The sequence below is a fragment of the Duganella sp. P38 genome, from assembly GCF_050859475.1.
Taxonomy (GTDB): domain Bacteria; phylum Pseudomonadota; class Gammaproteobacteria; order Burkholderiales; family Burkholderiaceae_D; genus Rugamonas.
Genome location: NZ_CP193936.1, coordinates 2,176,859 through 2,193,930, shown reverse-complemented (window position 1 = coordinate 2,193,930; position 17,072 = coordinate 2,176,859). Strand labels below are relative to the sequence as shown.

The following is a 17,072-nucleotide window of genomic DNA, read 5'->3' as shown; positions in this document are numbered from 1 at the left end:
ATCATGGACATTCCTTTGCAATGAAAAAATTAACGGCGTCCGCGCTGCAAATAGGCCACGGCGATAATCACCACGCCCTGCACGGCCGCGTTCAGGTGCACGCTGATGATGCTGGTCAGATTGACGATGTTGCCGATCACCGACAGCAAAATGGCGCCAACCACCGTGCCCATGATGCGTCCGGCGCCACCCTTGAGCGAGGTGCCGCCCACCACCACCGCCGCAATCGCCTCCAGCTCCCACAGCAGGCCGGTGGTCGGCGTCGCCGAACCCAGGCGCGGCACATAGAGAATCGTGGCAATGGCCACGCATACGCCCAGCAGCAGGTAGGTCAGCAGCTTGACCCGGTCGACCCGGATCGCCGCGTAGCGCGCCACCTGCTCGTTGGAGCCGATGGCCTGCACGTGCTGGCCGAAAGCGGTGCGGTTCAGAATCACCGCGCCGCCGACCGCCACCAGCAGGAAGATCCACACCGGCACCGGCACGCCAAGCAGGCTGTGGTAGTAGACCGGGCTGTAGACGTCGGACACGCCGCTATCGAGCGTCAGCGCGCCGCCGTCGGACAGCCAGGTCAGCGTGGCGCGGAAGATGCCGAGCGTGCCCAGCGTGACGATGAACGGTTCGATGCGGCCGTGCGTGATGAGCAATCCGTGCACGCCGCCCAGCGCGCCGCCCAGCAGCGCCGCCAGCGCCACGCCGCAGACGACGATCATTACCGGACTCAGCGGCGCGGCCGCGCCGGCCAGCGCGTTCATCAGCACGATCATGGCGCCGGCGATCAGCGCCCCCATCGAGCCGACCGACAGGTCGATGCCGCCGGCGACAATCACCAGCGTCATGCCGACCGCGATGATGCCGATGAAGGCCGTGCGCGTGAGCACATTCATCAGGTTGTCGACGGTGGCGAAGTCCGGATTCAGCAGGCCGCCGGCAATGCATAGCAGCACCAGCGCCAGGACCGGGCCGTAGCCGCGCAAGCGCGCCAGACCCGGCAGCGCGAAGGGAAGTTTAGTGGTGGGTGTCGGTGGCATGGGAAATCAATTCTTCTTCAGTGAGATGGTCATGGTCGAGCATGGCTTGCAGCTTGCCGCCGCGCAGGATGGCGACGCGATGGCTCAGGCCGATCAGTTCGATCAGCTCGGAGGAAATCACAATCACCGCCCTGCCCTCGGCCGCCAGGCGGTGAATCAGCTGGTAGATATCGCGCTTGGCGCCGACGTCGACGCCGCGCGTCGGCTCGTCCAGCACCACCACGCGCGGATCGCTGTGCAGGTATTTCGCCAGCGCCAGCTTCTGCTGGTTGCCGCCGGACAGCGCGCCTGCCTTGCAGTCGATGTCGCGCAGGCGGATGCCGAAATCGGCGATCGCCCGTTCCAGCGCGGCGTGGCCGCCCTTCACATCCAGCCACGGCGTGGCGTCGCGTTCCAGCGTCATCATGGTGAGGTTTTCGCGCAGGCCAAGATTGACGTGCAGGCCCTTGCCCTTGCGGTCCTCGCTCAGGTAGGTCAGGCCGTGCAGCATGGCCTGGCGCGGGCTGCGGATATCGACCAGCACGCCGCCCAGTTCGATCGGCCCGGCGCTGCGCGGACGCAGCCCCAGCAAAGCCTCGAACGCCTCGGTGCGGCCAGCACCGACCAGGCCGCCGAAGCCGAGAATCTCGCCGGCGCGTACCTCAAAGCTCAGCTTATCCACCCAGCCGGGCGCGCTCAAACCATCGACCTTGAGCAGCACCGGCGCGTTCGCCGCCGGTAATTGCTTGGGCGGGAACATGTCGGACACTTCGCGCCCCACCATCAGGTTGGCCATCTGGTGACGGTCGATATCGGCGGTCTCGGCGCGGCTGACGAAACGACCGTCGCGCATCACCACCACCTCGTCGGTATGCGCCTCCATCTCGTCCAGCTTGTGCGAGATGTAGACGATGGTCACGCCTTCCGCCCGCAGCCGCGCCATCAGCGCGAACAACTTGCGCGTTTCGCCGGACGACAGGCTGGCGGTCGGCTCGTCCATGATGAGCAGCCGCGCCTTGCGGCTCAGTGCCTTGGCGATTTCCACCAGCTGCTTTTCCGCCACGATCAGATCGGCCACACGGGTATCCGGATCGATGTCCAGCCCCACTTGCGCCAGGCAGGCCGAGGCCTCGGCGCGCATGGCCTGGGTGTCGAGCAGCCAGCCCTTGCGGCGCTCGTGGCCGAGGAAAATATTCTGCGTCACCGTCAAGTGCTCGGCCAGGTTGAACTCCTGGTGGATCAGCGCGATGCCCAGCGCCTCGGCCTGGCGCGCATCGGCAAACCGGCGCGCCACGCCGTCGATCAGCAACTGGCCGCCAGTGGGCGCCTCGTAGCCGGCCAGGATTTTCATCAGCGTCGACTTGCCGGCGCCGTTCTCGCCCAGCAGCCCGACCACGCGGCCCGGCGCCAGCGCGAAATCGACCCCGTGCAGCACCCGCACCGGGCCGAACTCCTTGACGATGTGTTGAAAGCGTACAGACAAGCTCATGGCGCTCCCTATTGCGCCGGCAGCTTGGCCAGCACCGCCTGCAAGCCGCGCATCGAGGCCGCCACCGCTTCCAGCTGGCCCATGCCGTTAGGGTATTCCTCTTGCTCGATGATGATCCACTCGGTGCCGCCAACGCTGCGCACCGCCTTGGTCAGGCCGCTCCAGTCAGTGCGGTCCTGGCCGATGATCGGCACGCCGCCATTGGCCGGCGCGCCCTTGGCGAACTTGGCCTTGTAATGCGTGGTGACGGTGCGGCCCGGATACTTGTTGACGAAGTAAAACCGGATCCTTGCCGGCAAAGGTAGTCCAGCCCACATCCTGTTGCAGGATAAAGTTGCGCGGCGTGTTCTTGGCCAGCACGTCCCAGTTGGTCTGATCCTGCTCGCCCAGCATTTCCTGCTCGTGATTGTGATAGCCCAGCTGCATGCCCTGCCCTTCCAGCCTGGCCGAAATGGCGCTCAGTTCCTTGGCCAGTTCGGCGGAGCCGGACTTGCTGGCGGCGCGCTGGTCCATCGAAATGATGAGGCGGTTGCAACCGACGGCGCGGTAGAAATCGGTGGTGGCCTTGAAGTTGGCGGCGTTCAGCTTGTCCACGTGCATGTGGGCGCCAGCGCATTGCAAGCCGGTCTGCTTGAGGAAGGCGCGCAGCCCGGCCGGATCGGCCTGGTACTTGCCGAACTCGCCGGCGAACTCGACGCCATGGAAACCCAGCTTGGCCAGCTTGCCCAGCGTGCCTTCGAAATCCTGCTTGATTTCGTCCTTGACCGACCACAGCTGCACCGCCAGTTGCGGGCTGGTGGCGGCTTGCGTAGCGCCTGCCGCCAGCATCAGTACCAACATCAACACATTGCGTTTGCTCTTCATCGTCATTCCTTAGATTTTGCCAAGCTTGAGTTGATCGACCGCGTAAGCACAGGCGCGGGCGGTAAGTGCCATAAACGTCAGCGACGGGTTCTGCCAGGCGGACGAACACATGCTGGCGCCGTCGGTCACGAACAGATTGGGTACATCGTGCGACTGGTTGTAGCCGTTGAGCATCGAGTCGCGCGGGTCGCGCCCCATGCGCACCGTGCCCATCTCGTGAATCGACAGGCCGGGCGCCCACTCCTGAACCGGCTTGACCGACTTGCGGACATCCTTGGCGCCCAGCGACTCCAGGATGTTGGCGGCGCTGTCGGCCATGTCCTGGCGCATCTTGTTATCGTTGTCGGAATAGGTGCAGTCGATGTGCAACTGCGGCATGCCCCATTTGTCTTTCCTGGTCGGGTGCAGACTGACCATGTTTTCGTAGCGCGGCAGCATCTCGCCCTGGCCGTACAGGCCGAAATGCCACGCGCCCGGCTGGCGTATCATCGCCTTGTAGTCCTTGCCGAAGCCGGGCTTGCCGCCCTGCGCCTGCCAGCCCTCGCGCGAGGCGCCGCCGGACAGCGAGTAGCCGCGCAGGAAGGCCGACTGCTCCTTCTCAACGTTGCGGAAGCGCGGGATGTAAGGGCCGGTCGGGCGGCGGCCCATGTAGTAATCGTTCTCGAAGCCCGCCACCCGGCCCGAGGCGCCGGCGCCGAACAAATGGTCCATCAGGTAATGCCCGAGCACGCCGGACGAATTGCCCAGACCGGTCGGGAACGCTTCGGAAGTCGAGTTCAGCAGCACTTGCGTGCTGCCCAGCGTCGACGCGCACAGGAACACCACCTTGGCGCGGAACTCGCGCACTTCCATGGTCTCGGCGTCGATCACGCGCACGCCGGTGGCGCGGTTGCTCTTGGCGTCGTACAGCACGCTGTGAACGATGGCGTTGGTGGCGATGCTCAGGCGGCCGGTAGCGGCGGCGGCTGGCAGCGTCGAACTCTGCGTTGAAAAATACGCGCCGAACGAACAGCCGCGATTGCACATGCTGCGCGCCATGCACGGGCCGCGACCGGACGCCAGTTGCTGCTCGGTCGGTTGCGTCAGGTGCGCGCAGCGGCCCATGATCATGCGCGCCGGGGCGAAGGCGGCGTCGAACTTCTTCTTGAACGCGGCCTCGACGGCGTTGAATTCAAACGCCGGCAGGAATTCGCTGTCCGGCAGCACCGCCAGGTTTTCTTTGCCGCCGCTGATGCCGACATGGCGCTCGACGTGGCTGTACCACGGCTCCAGATCGGCATAGCGGATCGGCCAATCGTTGCCATGGCCGTCGCGCGCATTGGCGCCGAAGTCCAGGTCGCTCCAGCGGTACGACTGGCGCGCCCACATCAGCGACTTGCCGCCCAGCTGGTTGCCGCGTATCCAGCTGAATGGACGGCCCTCGGGCGTGCTGTACGGCATGTCGCGATCGTTGTTGAAGAAATGCTTGGTGTGATCGTCGAAGGCATAACACTTGCGCTGCTCGAAGAACTGTTCGCTGGCCAGCTTCTCGTCCACCTGGCCGCGATTCGGCAGCGTCCACTCGTCGACGCCCTCGCCGATGTAATCGCTGCGGTGCTCGACCGGGCGGCCGCGCTCGACCATCAGCGTGCGCAAGCCGCGCTCGCACAACTCCTTGGCGGCCCAGCCGCCGGTGATGCCCGAGCCGACCACGATGGCGTCAAACGTCTCGGCGCTCTGCTTGATATAGAAAGATGAAATTTGGCTCATATCAGATTGCCCAGGTGCGGGTGTTTTTATCGACAGGGACGATGCCCTTGTAGCCGCCCGGCACGGGCAGATAGGCCAGCTCGCGCGTCGAGCCGGCTTCCGAGGTGTAATAGGCGAACAGGGTGTACGACTTCAGGCGGCGGAAGAACTGCTGGTCGCCGGTGCCGAACGGCGCCCTGCCCTCGTCGATCGCGCGCAGCAGCGCCACCTGTCGGCGCGCCGGCAACGCGCGGAAACGCTTGCCAGCCTCGGCTTGCACGGTGGCGTCAAAACGCGCCAGGCCGGCCACAAACGCCTGCTGCTCGGCAGCCGTGGCGCAGACCTGCAACATATGGCCGATGGTGCGGTGCGCGCCAACCGCCAGCGCCCCCGGCGTGTCGGTGGCCGGAATAATGTGATCGACCAGCACGCCGGTCAGCGCCAGCGCGTCGCCACTCAGCAGGCCGGGCGCCTGCGACGGATCGGCCGCCTTCGCCAGCGCCGCCAGCGCGTTGCCCGACAAGGCCATGCCGCACAGCGCGGCTATTTTGATGAGAGCGGCTCTGCGGCCGTCTGTCTCTCGTTCGGTATCCAACATGTCTCCTCCACGATCTCTTGCGTTCAACTACTCCTTCGAACCGCCCCCATGCGCCCGGAGGCGACCAGGGACAGCTGATACTGCTTGGGCGTGATACCGACCACGCTACGAAAAATCTTGGTGAAATAACTCTGGCCGCCGAAGCCGCTGGCCAGCGCCACGCGCGCGATGCTGTGCGCGCCCGGCAGCAGGCGGCAAGCCTCATGCACCTTCATGCGCAAAATGTACTGTTTGGGCGTGAGCGCGAAATGCTGCTTGAACTTGCGCTCGAAGGTGGACAGCGACATGCAGCACAGGCTGGCCAGGTGGTCGATGCTGATCTCCTCGGTCAGATGCGCCTGCACGTACTCGATGCAGCTCTTGAACACGTGAAATGGCGCGATGGCCTCCTGCGAGCGTTGCGCGTCGCGGCTGAAACCCTCGACGCCAACGATCTCGCCGTGGCAATCGCGCAGCGGCGCCTTGGTGGTGAACAGCCAGGTCAGCGTGCCGTTATTGCCGTCGATCACCTCCAGCTTGCTCTTCACGGACACGCCGCTGGCCATCACCTGCACATCGTCGGCGCGGATGCGGTCGGCGATATCGTGGCGGAAGAAATCATGGTCGCTCTTGCCGAGGATATCCTGCACACTGGAGACGGAATGTTGCTCTTGCAGCAAGCGATTGCCCCAGACGAACTGGCCGGCGCGATTCTTAGCGAAGTAATAGGTGTCTTGCAGATCGTCAAACAGCACGCTTGGCGTCGAGATGCCGTGGCGCTGGAAAAAGCCGGCGCAATCGGCGACGGAGGCGTTCTGCGCCAGGCCGCCGCGCGGTGGGGAATTTTGGTCATTTTCCGCTGCGGGATTGCCGGTCGCCACGGCCATCCCCATCCTGATCAATCTCGTGCTCATCTCCGTCCGCCATTCACTGGTCTGGGAATGATAGTAGCATCGGCAACTCTGACGAAGTATCAAGAAATCGGAAAAATTTATAACAAAATCGGCAAGCGCGACTAGTCAGGGCCGGGCATGAATCCAGGTTAAAAATGGCGCAACGGGGTCGCTATGGGTTACCCAGCGCACGTCGCCTGCGGCAAGCCGGGTCTACAATAAACGGCAGGAGGATCACATGAACGAACACATCGCAGCGAAATACATGCCGCTCGCCACCGAGCGCACCAAGGACGCCGTCAAGGACCTGGTACCGGGCGAACGCCGCAAGATCGACGTCATCAACCCGCTCGATCCCACTGACCGCATCATCACCGACATCTGGGTAGTGGAAGACGAAGAAGGCGCCCACTTCGCGTTTGAAGACGGCGCGCTGGGCGGCGACGTCTACCTCGGCCCGGCGGACCAGGTTCGCATCGCCATCGAAGAAGCCCCGTTCGAAGAGTAACGGACGGGAAGCGCAGCGGTGTCTACCGTCGCGCCTGTGAGGTCGTCGAGCAGGCAAAGTCACCTCCAGACCTACGGGGTAGAAGTTCACACCGATATCCCGCGACCACCACCCCACCACCGTCGTTCCCGCGAAGGCGGGAACCCATGCTGAACATAATGCACATCGTCTATGGATTCCCGCCTGCGCGGGAACGACGGCCACATAGCTGGGACCGAGCCAGAAGTTCACAACTGCAGATGACGCAAGACAAAATTCGGACCGACAGCTCAAGGTTGCGGAAAGGCGTTCCGAACCGCAGGGGAAAGCTACGGCGACGCCGGCGCCAGCCACTCAAACGGGTTTGCTATAAGCGAAGATGTGAGCGAGTGGCCGCCCGGGGGCACCCTGCTCCGAATGAAGGGCGCCCCCGATGGCCAAGTCATGTGGGTGACGTGTCCTGCGCTGGGCGAGGAACATGTCTGCGAGGGCGTGCGAAACGGGATTCTGTACGAGTGGACGATGGATGGGGGGCCGCAGACCGAGTATTCCGGCCCGGCCAGCTTGAGATAGTAGAAGCTGCCAGGCAACCCAAAGTCTATGATGCCTTGCCCTCTGCTTGGCGACGACGACGCGCAACCGCACCAACCAAGCCTAATCCCGCGAGCAGCATCGCATAGGTCTCAGGCTCTGGCACCGCGACGATAGACTGCGTCAAGGTGGCGCTACCGTCATAGGACTCGAAGTAGGCACTGTTATTGACGCTGTACTGAAAGCCTGCAAAGACATGCGTGTTGGTGCTATCTAGGGTTCCCCAGATTCTAAAGTAGTTATCCAAACGTGAGTCACTCTTGAACTGATAGGAGTTGGGCTCGGGACTGCCTTGTCCATCGAGGTACCATTCGACGTCTTCCGGTTTCCAGCGGTAACCGCCGATCACCAAATCGATCGCAGTGACCTCTCCCCAGTTTTGCATGTAGTCATCGTATCGCAGCGTGATTGACCCCACCACGTCATTTTGGGGTGGCGTGGTAAACGTGTCGTAATCCTGAAAGTTCCAGACATGAAAGTCCACTTTGACGATACGCTCGGGAGGATTCTCATCTTGGGCTTGAGCCGCAGTTGAAAACACAAATAAACAAGCGATGAAGGCTAGTGCTCTGAACTGTCAATCTCCGCGTGATAGAAGAATACAAATAGTATCAATATTTCTACACTTATGCACAATATGTTGTTCGTATTGCAATCCAGTGGTTAGCGTACCGATCCACCACCGGCATCCTGCAACGACCGCTTCCAGCTCCCCTTCATACTTCCGGCCCCGCGGCCACTCGCTGGCCAGCGCCACGACCTTCTCACCATCCGTCGCGTTGGGTGCCAGTTTCTCCGCCGCATAGTCTGGGCGCTGCGGCACCCTGCCCGGCGTCACGCAGGACACCTGGAGCGGCACGTCGACACGCTGGGTGACGGGCGCCTGCGTTCCAGCGCATCAGGCCGCCAGCAGCATCGCATTCAAACCTGCCATTTGGTCAAGTTGATAGACTTCGGCTTTTCAGCGCTCACACCAGCACCCCGCCAGCCTTCGTGTACACCTTCGTCAGATCGGCAAGCGTCCGCCTCGACTGGTCTTTATAACCAGCAGCAGCGCGCAGCGTTCTCGATCATGATCCAACGACCTGCAAATCTGAGCCGAAGGTTGGGTGTCGCCTCGTGGCAACCGGCATCGGCGAGGGTAGTGATGGCTATTTCGTGCGGCCTGTAGGTACGGTAGATGACGGTACCCCTTGTTGCCGACTGGCGACTATGGACAGCAATTCTTGATTGTCGGACTGCGCGACTCGGCTGGCATGATTTCATGCCAACTCTTTGATTTCACTACATTTTCAGTAGTTTGAGTAGCGCTTTGAGGGGGGGGGCATTGCGGGTCGTTGGCGGAAGCGGTGAGATTCGAACTCACGAACGGCTCTCACCGTCGGCAGTTTTCAAGACTGCTGCCTTCAACCACTCGGCCACGCTTCCTAAGTGTGCAGCATTATACAGATTTCTCAGCCCAAAACCACCCGTCGTCTGTTACGCCGCGCGGGTGGCGTGGTTGGGCAGCCAGTTTTCGCGCAGGGCGCGCTCGAACGCTTCGGCTTCCAGCGGTTTCGAGAACAGGTAGCCTTGCACTTCGTCGCAGCCGGAGTTTTTCAGGAAGGTCAGCTGCTCCAGCGTTTCCACGCCTTCGGCGATGACTTTGTGCTTGAGCTGCTGGGCGATGCTGATGATGGTGTTGGCAATGGCGCAGTCGTTGGTGTCTTCCGGAATGCCGATGGTGAACGAACGGTCGATCTTCAAGGTGTCGATCGGGAAGCGCTTCAGGTAGGACAGCGAGGAATAGCCGGTGCCGAAGTCGTCCAGCGACAAGGTCACGCCCATGGCGGTGATGCGGTCCATGATGCCGATCACGCGGTCGATGTTGTGCATCAACGTGCTTTCGGTGATTTCCAGCTCCAGCCACGATGGCTCCAGCCCGTAGCGCTTCAGGGTTTCGCTGACGCGGCCGGGCAAGGCGGCCGTGAATTCGCGCGCCGAGACATTCACCGCCAGCCGGATCGCCGGCAGCCCGGCGTGCTTCCACGCCTGCGCCTGCGCGCACGCGGTTTCCAGCACCCATTCGCCGACCTGCACCACCAGCCCGGTGGCCTCGGCCAGCGGGATGAATTCGGACGGCGGCACCAGCCCGCGCTGCGGATGGCGCCAGCGCACCAGCGCTTCGGCACCGATGATCTTGCCGTCCGGGATGGAGTACTTGGGCTGGTAGTGCAGCAGCAGCTCGCCGTTGCCGAGCGCGGCGCGCAGCCCGCTTTCGATGCGCATCCGCTCCTGCATGCCCTGGTTCATGTCCTGGCTGTAGAAGGCGATGTGGTCGCCCTCGTCGCCGCCCTCCTGCTTGGCGCGGTACATGGCGATGTCGGCCAGCCGCAGCAGCGTTTCGGCGTCATGGCCGTCCTGCGGGTAGACGCTGATGCCAATGCTGCCGCCGACGCGCAGGTCGTGGCCGTCGATGATGATCGGTTCGTTCAGCGTGGCCAGCAGTTTTTGCGCGACCATGCTGGCCTCGAAGTGCTGGCCGATGTCGAACAGGCCGACGGCAAATTCGTCGCCGCCCAGCCGCGCCACCAGGTCCTGGTCGCGCAGCACGGTGCGGAAACGGCGCGAGACTTCGACCAGCAGCGCGTCGCCGATGGCGCGGCCCAGCGTGTCGTTGATCAGCTTGAAGCGGTTGAGGTCGATGAACAGCACGCAGCCATGCGCCTTGTTGCGCTGCGCCACCATCAGCGCCTGGTCGACCAGCTTGGTCAGCAGCGTGCGGTTCGGCAGGTTGGTCAGCGCGTCGTAGTAGGCCAGGTGGTGGATGCGCTCCTCGGCCATCTTGCGCTCGGTGATGTCGGTCAGGTAGGCGATCAGGCCGACCGAGCGCTCGTTGATGTCGCACAGCGGCGACAGCGACAGGCTGGCCCAGAACACCTCGCCATTCTTCTTTTTGCGGCGCACCTCCATCAGCCGCCCGCCCTGCTCCAGGAAGGCGTCGTGGAAGCCGATGTCCTCGTCGTCGTAGAGGAACAGGATGTTGCGCCCGACCGCTTCCACCGCGGTGTAGCCGAACAGCCGTTCAGCGCCCTTGTTCCAGCTGATGATGAAACCGTTCATGTCCATGGTCAGCACCGACTCGTGGATCTGGTCGAGGATTTGCGCCTGGTGCTGCAATTGCGCTTCCATCTGCACGTAGGCGTGGGTGGTGCGCTGGGCTACCGAGTGCACTTGCAGCACGCTGCCGGCCAGGCTGGCCAGGCTGGCCAGGTGCTGGCGGTCCTGCTCGCTGTACTGGGCGCGGCCGGACACCACAAAGCGGCCGAAGAACTGCTGGTCGAAGCGGACGTCCTGGCTCAGGCTCGGCACGGCGTCGTCGTTGGCCGCCTGCACCGGCGTCAGCGGCGGTTGCAGCAGCAGCGCCGACGATTCGGCCGGGATGTATTCGCCGAGCGGGCTGTTGAGCACGGCGCGGACGATGCGTCCGAGCTCCTGGACCAGCGCGGTGCCGCGCAGCCGCAACACCGCGTCGCATAAGGCCGCGCTGTTGGTCAGGAAATCGGAGACGGGGGCGCGCGCATGATCTATATATTCCTGCTGACCTGGATCGCCCAGTGGTAAGCCTGCAACTGCGCTTCCCAGTAGGCCTGGCGCGTGATGCCGGCCTGCTCCAAAGCCGCGCCGTCCTGCCGTTCGACCAGCGTGAGCAGCCCGCCCAGCGGTCCGCTACGGTCCAGCAGCGCCATCACGACGTCGAGGTCGAGGCTGAGCGCGGCGACGATTTCGGTCATCGGCATGGCCAGTAGCTTGTCGAGCAGCGAAAACACGCCGGCCACAAAAGCCATGTCCTGGCGGTCGCGGTCCCAGCCCTGCCCCTTGGCCAGCACCTCCATCATCGAGGCGCGCACGGCCGCCAGCGGCAGCAGCGGATTGGCCAGGCCGTCGTCCTGCTGGCGCGCGTACAGCAGCAGTTGCAGCCAGCGTTGCAGCTGGCGGCGGCCGAGCACGTTGATGGCCTGGCCGAAGCTGTGGATCGGCGAACTCAGCGCGAAGGCGGCCGAGTTGACCAGTTTGAGCAAGTGGTAGGACAGCGCCGGGTCTTGCTTGAGCAGCACTTCCAGCTCGCGCGAGTCGGCGTCGCGCGCCAGCAAGCCCAGCAGCGCCAGCAGGCGCTTGCGCGAAGTGCCGTCGCCGCCCGTGCTGCCGGCCGACGGGTGGTAGGCGAAGTCGCCGGCAAACCAGCTAAAGCCTGCCTTGGCGCATTCGGCGATGCGTTCCTCGCTGCCCATGCCGGTGGCCAGGTGCGGTCCCGGCTGGGCCACCAGCGCCAGCACCGGCGGCAGCGTCAGCGCGGCGTCCACCATCAGCGCGCGGGCGCTGCACATGGTGGCGGCGGAACCGTCCGCCACGCCGTCGACGATGATGCGGTAGCCGGCTTCGGCCAGGCCAGCCAGTTTCTTCTGCACCGCCACGTCGGCGCAGGCGCCGGCCGGCACGCGCAGCAGGATGCGGCTGGCCGGCAGCGTGGCCAGTTGCGACTGCTCCAGCAATTGCGGATTGGGAACGGGAAGGATGCACTCCATCGGCGCCAGCGCGGCAAACACGTCCGGCGTTTTCAGCAGCGTGAGCGTGGCCTGGAAGGCGTCGCCGGCGTCGGGCGAAACGTCAAAAGTCAGTGCCACCCACTCATTATGAGCGTTGGATACTGCTTGTAATTCCACCAGTGGAAACGGGCTGATTTCAGGCGCAGACATCAATATCTCATCAGGGTTATGCATTCATCTTAGATCAACAATTGACTTTAAGCAATCAGATACCATGATGATAGTAGTGCGATCAGCAGTATAACCAGTACAAGACCAATTGGCCGGTGCAGGAATATAGCAGATATTGCCGTACAAACACGTTCTGTTGAGAAATCCTCAAGGATTTAACGTTTTCAGTGGGCTTTTCGCCACAATTCTACTGCGCGTTTTGCACCGCGAAACGAATCAGTTCCGCCTGCCCTTCGATGCCCAGCTTGCGCTTGATGTTGAGGCGGTGCGTTTCGACCGTGCGCACGCTCAGGTCCAGCGCGCGGGCGATCTGCTTGTTCGACTCGCCGTTGGCGATGTGGCGCAGCACCTCGTGCTCGCGCGAGGTCAGCTGGTTGTCCTGGGTGTGCGGCTGCGCCAGCTGGCGCGCCAGCGCGGCGCTGTAGTAGATGCCGCCCGACATCACCGTCTCGATGGCCACCACGATGTCCTTGCCGGGCGCGTCCTTGAGGACATAGCCGCGCGCGCCGGCCTGGATGGCCTGCGACACGTATTCCAGCTTGTCGTGCATCGACAGGATCAGCACGGCGATGTCGGGAAACGCCTGCTTGAACAGCGCGGTGGCCTCGATGCCGTTGATGCCGCGCATATTGATGTCCATCAGCACCAGGTCGACCGCATGGCGTCCGGCCTGCTCCAGCGCCTCGCTCGCGCCGCCGGCCTCGGCCACCACGTCGAATTGGGCCATCGCCTCCAGCCGCGCGCGCAGGCCGTCGCGCACCAGGGGGTGGTCGTCCACCAGCAGAATCTTGATCGTCTTGGTCATATCGTTTAACTGTTGTTCGCGGCATGCGCCGTTACCAGGGTGCCATCGGTCGATGACATAATTTCAAAGCGGCCGCCAATGGCGTCCATCCGCTCCATCATGTTGCGCAAGCCGATGCCGCGCTGCGGATGCAGGGCGATGCCCTCGGCGTCGAAGCCGTGGCCGTCGTCGCGGATGCGCAGCGTCACGCCGGCGTCGCCGCCAGCCAGCGAGATGTCGATGCGGCTGGCGCCGGCGTGGCGCTCGATGTTGGTCAGCGCCTCCTGCGCCAGGCGGAACAGCACGGTGTTGGCGACATCGGCCAAGCCATCGACCGCGCCGGACGTTTCAAAGTGTACCGGAGTGCCGCTACTCAGGGTGTACTCCTTGGCCAGGTGGTGCAGCGCGGCCGCCAGGCCGAGGTCGTCGAGGATGGCCGGGCGCAGATTGTGCGAAATCCGGCGCACCTCGCCCATCACGTTGCTGAGCTGGTCGGCGGCGTGCTCGAACACCGCCTGCGCCGCCTGCTGCTGCCCGGGCCTGGCGGACGCCAGCCGGATGATGCCGGCCTCGATCTGCAACTTGATCGACACCAGCCACTGGCTGATGCCATCGTGCAAATCGCGCGACAGCCGGGCCCGCTCCTCTTCCTGCGACTCGACCACCCGCTGCGCCAGCACCTTGAGCTTGGCGTCGGCCACGCGCAGCTCGCTGATATTGAGCGCCAGCCCGGAGCTGGCCACCGCCACGGCGGCGGCGATCGCAATGCCGGCGATCCACAGCATGGTGCTGTGGATGTTGCCCGATTGCTGGATGTCGATCTTGGCCAGCGCCTGGTCGACATCGTCGAGATAAATGCCGGTGCCCATCATCCAGCCCCACTTCGGCATGGCGATCACGTAGCCGAGCTTGGCCACCGGCTTGTGCGTGGATGGCTTGACCCACATGTAGCGCTCCAGTCCGCCACCCTCGCGGGCGCGCTGCAACAGGTTCTGGATGGTCGGCCGGCCATGCTCGTCACGCAGGCCGAACAGGTTCTGGCCGACCAGCTCCGGCTGGCGCGGATGCATCAGCGTGTTGCCCTGCATGTCGTAGAGGAAAAATAACCGTCGTCGCCGTAGCTGAGCGAGGACAGGATGCGCATCGCCTCGGCGCGCGTGGCGGCGTCGTCGCGGCCGGCATCGTACAGATGGGAAATCGAATGCGAGGCCAGCGCGACGTAGTGCTTCAGTTCGGCCTCCTTGCTGCTCAGGTAAGCCTGCTGGATGGTCGCGCGCTGCTGCTGGGCCAGCAATTGCGACTGGTGGCGCACCGCCAGCGCGATCGCGCACAGCGCCAGGATCAGCGGCGTGATGGCTAAAAAAATGACCTTTTGCCGCAACTTCATCGGCCTGCTCCCCTCATATTCTTGTCGCCGCGATTCTACGCCGCCGCGCCCGCCGCGGCCTACGTAGTTGTACGCAGCCCGCTTGCGTAATGTTGCGCTTGATCGTGTTATCAGCTTGCTGAATACTAGTCATAAGCTGCGCAAAGTGGCTAAGGACAACCTTGGAGGAAGCATGAACACCCAACCATCTACCCTGGCAAGCAAGGCCGGGTGGGCCGCCCTGGCCCTGTTTGGCGCGTCGGCGCTGGGCGTGGTCGCCCTGCACCGCGGCGAATCGATCAGCGCGATCTGGATCGTCATCGCCGCCGTCTGCGTGTACCTGATCGCCTACCGTTTCTACAGCCTGTACATCGCCGACAAGGTGCTGGGGCTGGACCCGCGCCGCATGACGCCGGCCGCAAAAATGAACGACGGCCTCGATTACGTGCCGACCAATAAGAACGTGCTGTTCGGCCACCACTTCGCCGCCATCGCCGGCGCCGGCCCGCTGGTCGGCCCGGTGCTGGCCGCGCAGATGGGCTACCTGCCCGGCATGCTGTGGATACTGGCCGGCGTGGTGTTTGCCGGCGCCGTGCAGGACTTTATCGTGCTATTCATTTCGATGCGCCGCGACGGCCGCTCGCTGGGCGACCTGATCAAGTCCGAACTGGGGCCGATTCCGGGCAATATCGCGCTGCTGGGCACCTTCATGATCATGGTCATCATCCTGGCGGTGCTGGCGCTGATCGTGGTCAAGGCGCTGACCGGCTCGCCATGGGGCAGCTTCACCGTGATGGCGACCATACCGATCGCGCTGTTCATGGGCGTGTACTCGCGCTTCATCCGCGTCGGCCGCGTCGGCGAGGTCTCGATCATCGGCTTCATCCTGCTGATGGCGGCCATCTTCGGCGGCCAGTGGGTGCAGGAGAACCCGGCGCTGGCGCCGATGTTCACCTTCACCGGCACCGAGCTGACCTGGATGCTGATCGGCTACGGCTTCATCGCCTCGGTGCTGCCGGTGTGGCTGCTGCTGGCGCCGCGCGACTACCTGTCGACCTTCCTGAAAATCGGCACCATCGTCGGCCTGGCGCTGGGCATCATCATTGTCGCGCCGCAGCTGCAAATGCCGGCGCTGACCAAGTTTGTCGACGGCACCGGCCCGGTATGGTCGGGTTCGCTGTTCCCGTTCCTGTTCATCACCATCGCCTGCGGCGCCGTGTCCGGCTTCCACGCGCTAATCTCGTCGGGCACGACGCCGAAGATGATCGAGAACGAAACCCACGCCCGCTTTATCGGCTACGGCGCCATGCTGATGGAATCGTTTGTTGCCATCATGGCGCTGGTGGCCGCCTCGACCATCGATCCGGGCGTCTACTTCGCGATGAACTCGCCTGCCGCGCTGCTCGGCACCACCGCTGAATCGGCGGCACAGGCCGTCTCGCAGATGGGCTTCTACATCACGCCGGACATGCTGACCCAGGTGGCCAAGGATGTCGGCGAGCACACCATCATCTCGCGCGCCGGCGGCGCGCCGACGCTGGCGGTGGGCATGGCCCACATCCTGTCCAACGTGCTGGGCGGCCGCGAGATGATGGCCTTCTGGTACCACTTCGCGATCCTGTTCGAGGCGCTGTTCATCCTGACGGCGGTGGACGCCGGCACCCGCGCCGGCCGCTTCATGCTGCAAGACCTGCTGGGCGCGTTTGCACCATCGATGAAAAAACCGACAACACCTTCGCCAACCTGACCGCAACCGGCCTGTGCGTGGCGGCCTGGGGCTACTTCCTGTACCAGGGCGTGGTCGACCCGCTGGGCGGCATCAACACGCTGTGGCCGCTGTTCGGCATCGCCAACCAGATGCTGGCGGCGATTGCGCTGATCCTCGGCACCTGCGTGCTGTTCAAGATGAAGCGCGGCCAGTACGCCTGGGTCACCATCGTGCCGACCATCTGGCTGCTGCTGTGCACGCTGACGGCCGGCTGGCAGAAAATCTTCGACACCAATCCGAAGATCGGCTTCCTGGCGCACGCCGCCAAGTACCAGGCGGCGCTGGACGAAGGCAAGATCCTGGCGCCGGCCAAATCGGTGGCGCAGATGCAGCAGGTGATCTTCAACGACTACCTGGACGCCTCGCTGGCCGGCTTCTTCGTGCTGGTCGTGCTGAGCGTGCTGATCTTCGGCGCCCGCACCATCATGACGGCGCGCGCCAACAGCAAGCCGACCGCCAACGAAAGCCCGGTCATGCTGGCGACCGCCAAGGTGCAGTGATGCTGGGCGATATCGCCAAGGCCGGCCGCTATCTCGGGCAAAGCGTGCGCCTGATGATGGGCCTGCCTGACTACGACACCTATGTGACGCACCGGGAAACCACGCATCCCGGCGAGCCGTACATGACGTACGAGGAATTCTTCCGCGAACGACAGGAGGCGCGCTACGGCGGCGCAGGCAAGCGCGGCGGTTGTTGCTAATCAGGACCGGCTCCCAGTGAGCCGGTTTTTTTGCCTGGCGCGGAACTTGGAGCATGCC

General features: G+C 63.9%; 13 protein-coding genes, 1 tRNA gene and 2 pseudogenes. 3 read left to right on the top strand and 13 right to left on the bottom strand.

Annotated features, from left to right (window positions below; genetic code table 11):
- Positions 1–29: 29 nt before the first annotated feature.
- The 7 genes from ACRQ5J_RS10060 to ACRQ5J_RS10030 are packed head-to-tail and all read right to left on the bottom strand — an operon-like array spanning position 30 to position 6,582.
- Positions 30–1,031, bottom strand: coding sequence for an ABC transporter permease (locus tag ACRQ5J_RS10060; protein WP_432383042.1), 1,002 nt, complete (start codon positions 1,029–1,031; stop codon positions 30–32).
- On the bottom strand, positions 1,009–2,499 hold the full coding sequence (locus ACRQ5J_RS10055; protein ID WP_432383040.1) for a sugar ABC transporter ATP-binding protein: 1,491 nt from the start codon (positions 2,497–2,499) through the stop codon (positions 1,009–1,011). Before ACRQ5J_RS10055 ends, ACRQ5J_RS10060 begins: the two co-directional genes overlap by 23 nt.
- An 8-nt stretch (positions 2,500–2,507) precedes the next feature.
- Positions 2,508–2,693: a hypothetical protein gene (locus ACRQ5J_RS10050; RefSeq protein WP_432383037.1), complete on the bottom strand. Its 186-nt coding sequence runs from the start codon at positions 2,691–2,693 to the stop codon at positions 2,508–2,510.
- Positions 2,665–3,363 carry a sugar phosphate isomerase/epimerase family protein gene (locus tag ACRQ5J_RS10045; RefSeq protein WP_432383035.1) on the bottom strand — a complete coding sequence of 233 codons (699 nt, stop codon included), beginning with the start codon at positions 3,361–3,363 and terminating at the stop codon, positions 2,665–2,667. Before ACRQ5J_RS10045 ends, ACRQ5J_RS10050 begins: the two co-directional genes overlap by 29 nt.
- 9 nt (positions 3,364–3,372) lie before the next feature.
- The gene (locus ACRQ5J_RS10040) at positions 3,373–5,112 is read right to left on the bottom strand and encodes a GMC oxidoreductase (protein WP_432383033.1); all 1,740 of its coding nucleotides are present in this window, start codon (positions 5,110–5,112) and stop codon (positions 3,373–3,375) included.
- A 1-nt stretch (position 5,113) separates the two neighbouring features.
- Positions 5,114–5,686: a gluconate 2-dehydrogenase subunit 3 family protein gene (locus ACRQ5J_RS10035; RefSeq protein WP_432383031.1), complete on the bottom strand. Its 573-nt coding sequence runs from the start codon at positions 5,684–5,686 to the stop codon at positions 5,114–5,116.
- Positions 5,687–5,712: 26 nt separating this feature from the next.
- A complete protein-coding gene (locus ACRQ5J_RS10030) occupies positions 5,713–6,582 on the bottom strand; it encodes a helix-turn-helix domain-containing protein (RefSeq protein ID WP_432383030.1) in 870 nt (289 codons plus the stop codon).
- A 217-nt stretch (positions 6,583–6,799) separates the two neighbouring features.
- Between ACRQ5J_RS10030 and ACRQ5J_RS10025 the strand changes: the two genes are divergently transcribed.
- On the top strand, positions 6,800–7,069 hold the full coding sequence (locus ACRQ5J_RS10025; protein WP_432383028.1) for a hypothetical protein: 270 nt from the start codon (positions 6,800–6,802) through the stop codon (positions 7,067–7,069).
- A gap of 577 nt (positions 7,070–7,646) precedes the next feature.
- On the opposite strand, the gene ACRQ5J_RS10020 is transcribed toward ACRQ5J_RS10025, so the two are convergent.
- From ACRQ5J_RS10020 to ACRQ5J_RS09995, 6 genes and pseudogenes are all read right to left on the bottom strand, one after another.
- On the bottom strand, positions 7,647–8,123 hold the full coding sequence (locus ACRQ5J_RS10020) for an FxDxF family PEP-CTERM protein (RefSeq protein WP_432383619.1): 477 nt from the start codon (positions 8,121–8,123) through the stop codon (positions 7,647–7,649).
- 854 nt (positions 8,124–8,977) lie between these two features.
- A tRNA-Ser gene (locus ACRQ5J_RS10015) sits at positions 8,978–9,067 on the bottom strand.
- Positions 9,068–9,118: 51 nt separating this feature from the next.
- Positions 9,119–11,146, bottom strand: a complete 2,028-nt coding sequence (locus tag ACRQ5J_RS10010; protein WP_432383026.1) for a putative bifunctional diguanylate cyclase/phosphodiesterase — start codon at positions 11,144–11,146, stop codon at positions 9,119–9,121.
- 59 nt (positions 11,147–11,205) lie between these two features.
- Entirely contained in the window at positions 11,206–12,375 is a 1,170-nt protein-coding gene (locus ACRQ5J_RS10005; protein ID WP_432383024.1) for an EAL and HDOD domain-containing protein, read from the bottom strand.
- Between the two features lie 208 nt (positions 12,376–12,583).
- Complete coding sequence (locus tag ACRQ5J_RS10000) at positions 12,584–13,201, bottom strand: response regulator transcription factor (RefSeq protein WP_432383022.1); 618 nt, start codon at positions 13,199–13,201, stop codon at positions 12,584–12,586.
- A 5-nt stretch (positions 13,202–13,206) separates the two neighbouring features.
- Positions 13,207–14,567 (bottom strand): annotated as a pseudogene (locus ACRQ5J_RS09995) (cache domain-containing protein).
- A 172-nt stretch (positions 14,568–14,739) separates the two neighbouring features.
- Between ACRQ5J_RS09995 and ACRQ5J_RS09990 the strand changes: the two are divergent.
- Both ACRQ5J_RS09990 and ACRQ5J_RS09985 read left to right on the top strand, forming a co-directional pair.
- A pseudogene (locus ACRQ5J_RS09990) lies at positions 14,740–16,814 on the top strand (carbon starvation CstA family protein).
- Complete coding sequence (locus ACRQ5J_RS09985) at positions 16,814–17,014, top strand: YbdD/YjiX family protein (protein WP_218306841.1); 201 nt, start codon at positions 16,814–16,816, stop codon at positions 17,012–17,014. Before ACRQ5J_RS09990 ends, ACRQ5J_RS09985 begins: the two are co-directional and overlap by 1 nt.
- Positions 17,015–17,072: the final 58 nt, after the last annotated feature.

Coding starts and splice junctions, on each gene's coding strand:
- ACRQ5J_RS10000 (WP_432383022.1), bottom strand. CDS start 13,201: ATGACCAAGACGATCAAGATTCTGCTGGTGGACGACCACCCCCTGGTG.
- ACRQ5J_RS10060 (WP_432383042.1), bottom strand. CDS start 1,031: ATGCCACCGACACCCACCACTAAACTTCCCTTCGCGCTGCCGGGTCTG.
- ACRQ5J_RS10055 (WP_432383040.1), bottom strand. CDS start 2,499: ATGAGCTTGTCTGTACGCTTTCAACACATCGTCAAGGAGTTCGGCCCG.
- ACRQ5J_RS10030 (WP_432383030.1), bottom strand. CDS start 6,582: ATGAGCACGAGATTGATCAGGATGGGGATGGCCGTGGCGACCGGCAAT.
- ACRQ5J_RS10025 (WP_432383028.1), top strand. CDS start 6,800: ATGAACGAACACATCGCAGCGAAATACATGCCGCTCGCCACCGAGCGC.
- ACRQ5J_RS09985 (WP_218306841.1), top strand. CDS start 16,814: ATGCTGGGCGATATCGCCAAGGCCGGCCGCTATCTCGGGCAAAGCGTG.
- ACRQ5J_RS10040 (WP_432383033.1), bottom strand. CDS start 5,112: ATGAGCCAAATTTCATCTTTCTATATCAAGCAGAGCGCCGAGACGTTT.
- ACRQ5J_RS10045 (WP_432383035.1), bottom strand. CDS start 3,363: ATGAAGAGCAAACGCAATGTGTTGATGTTGGTACTGATGCTGGCGGCA.
- ACRQ5J_RS10005 (WP_432383024.1), bottom strand. CDS start 12,375: ATGTCTGCGCCTGAAATCAGCCCGTTTCCACTGGTGGAATTACAAGCA.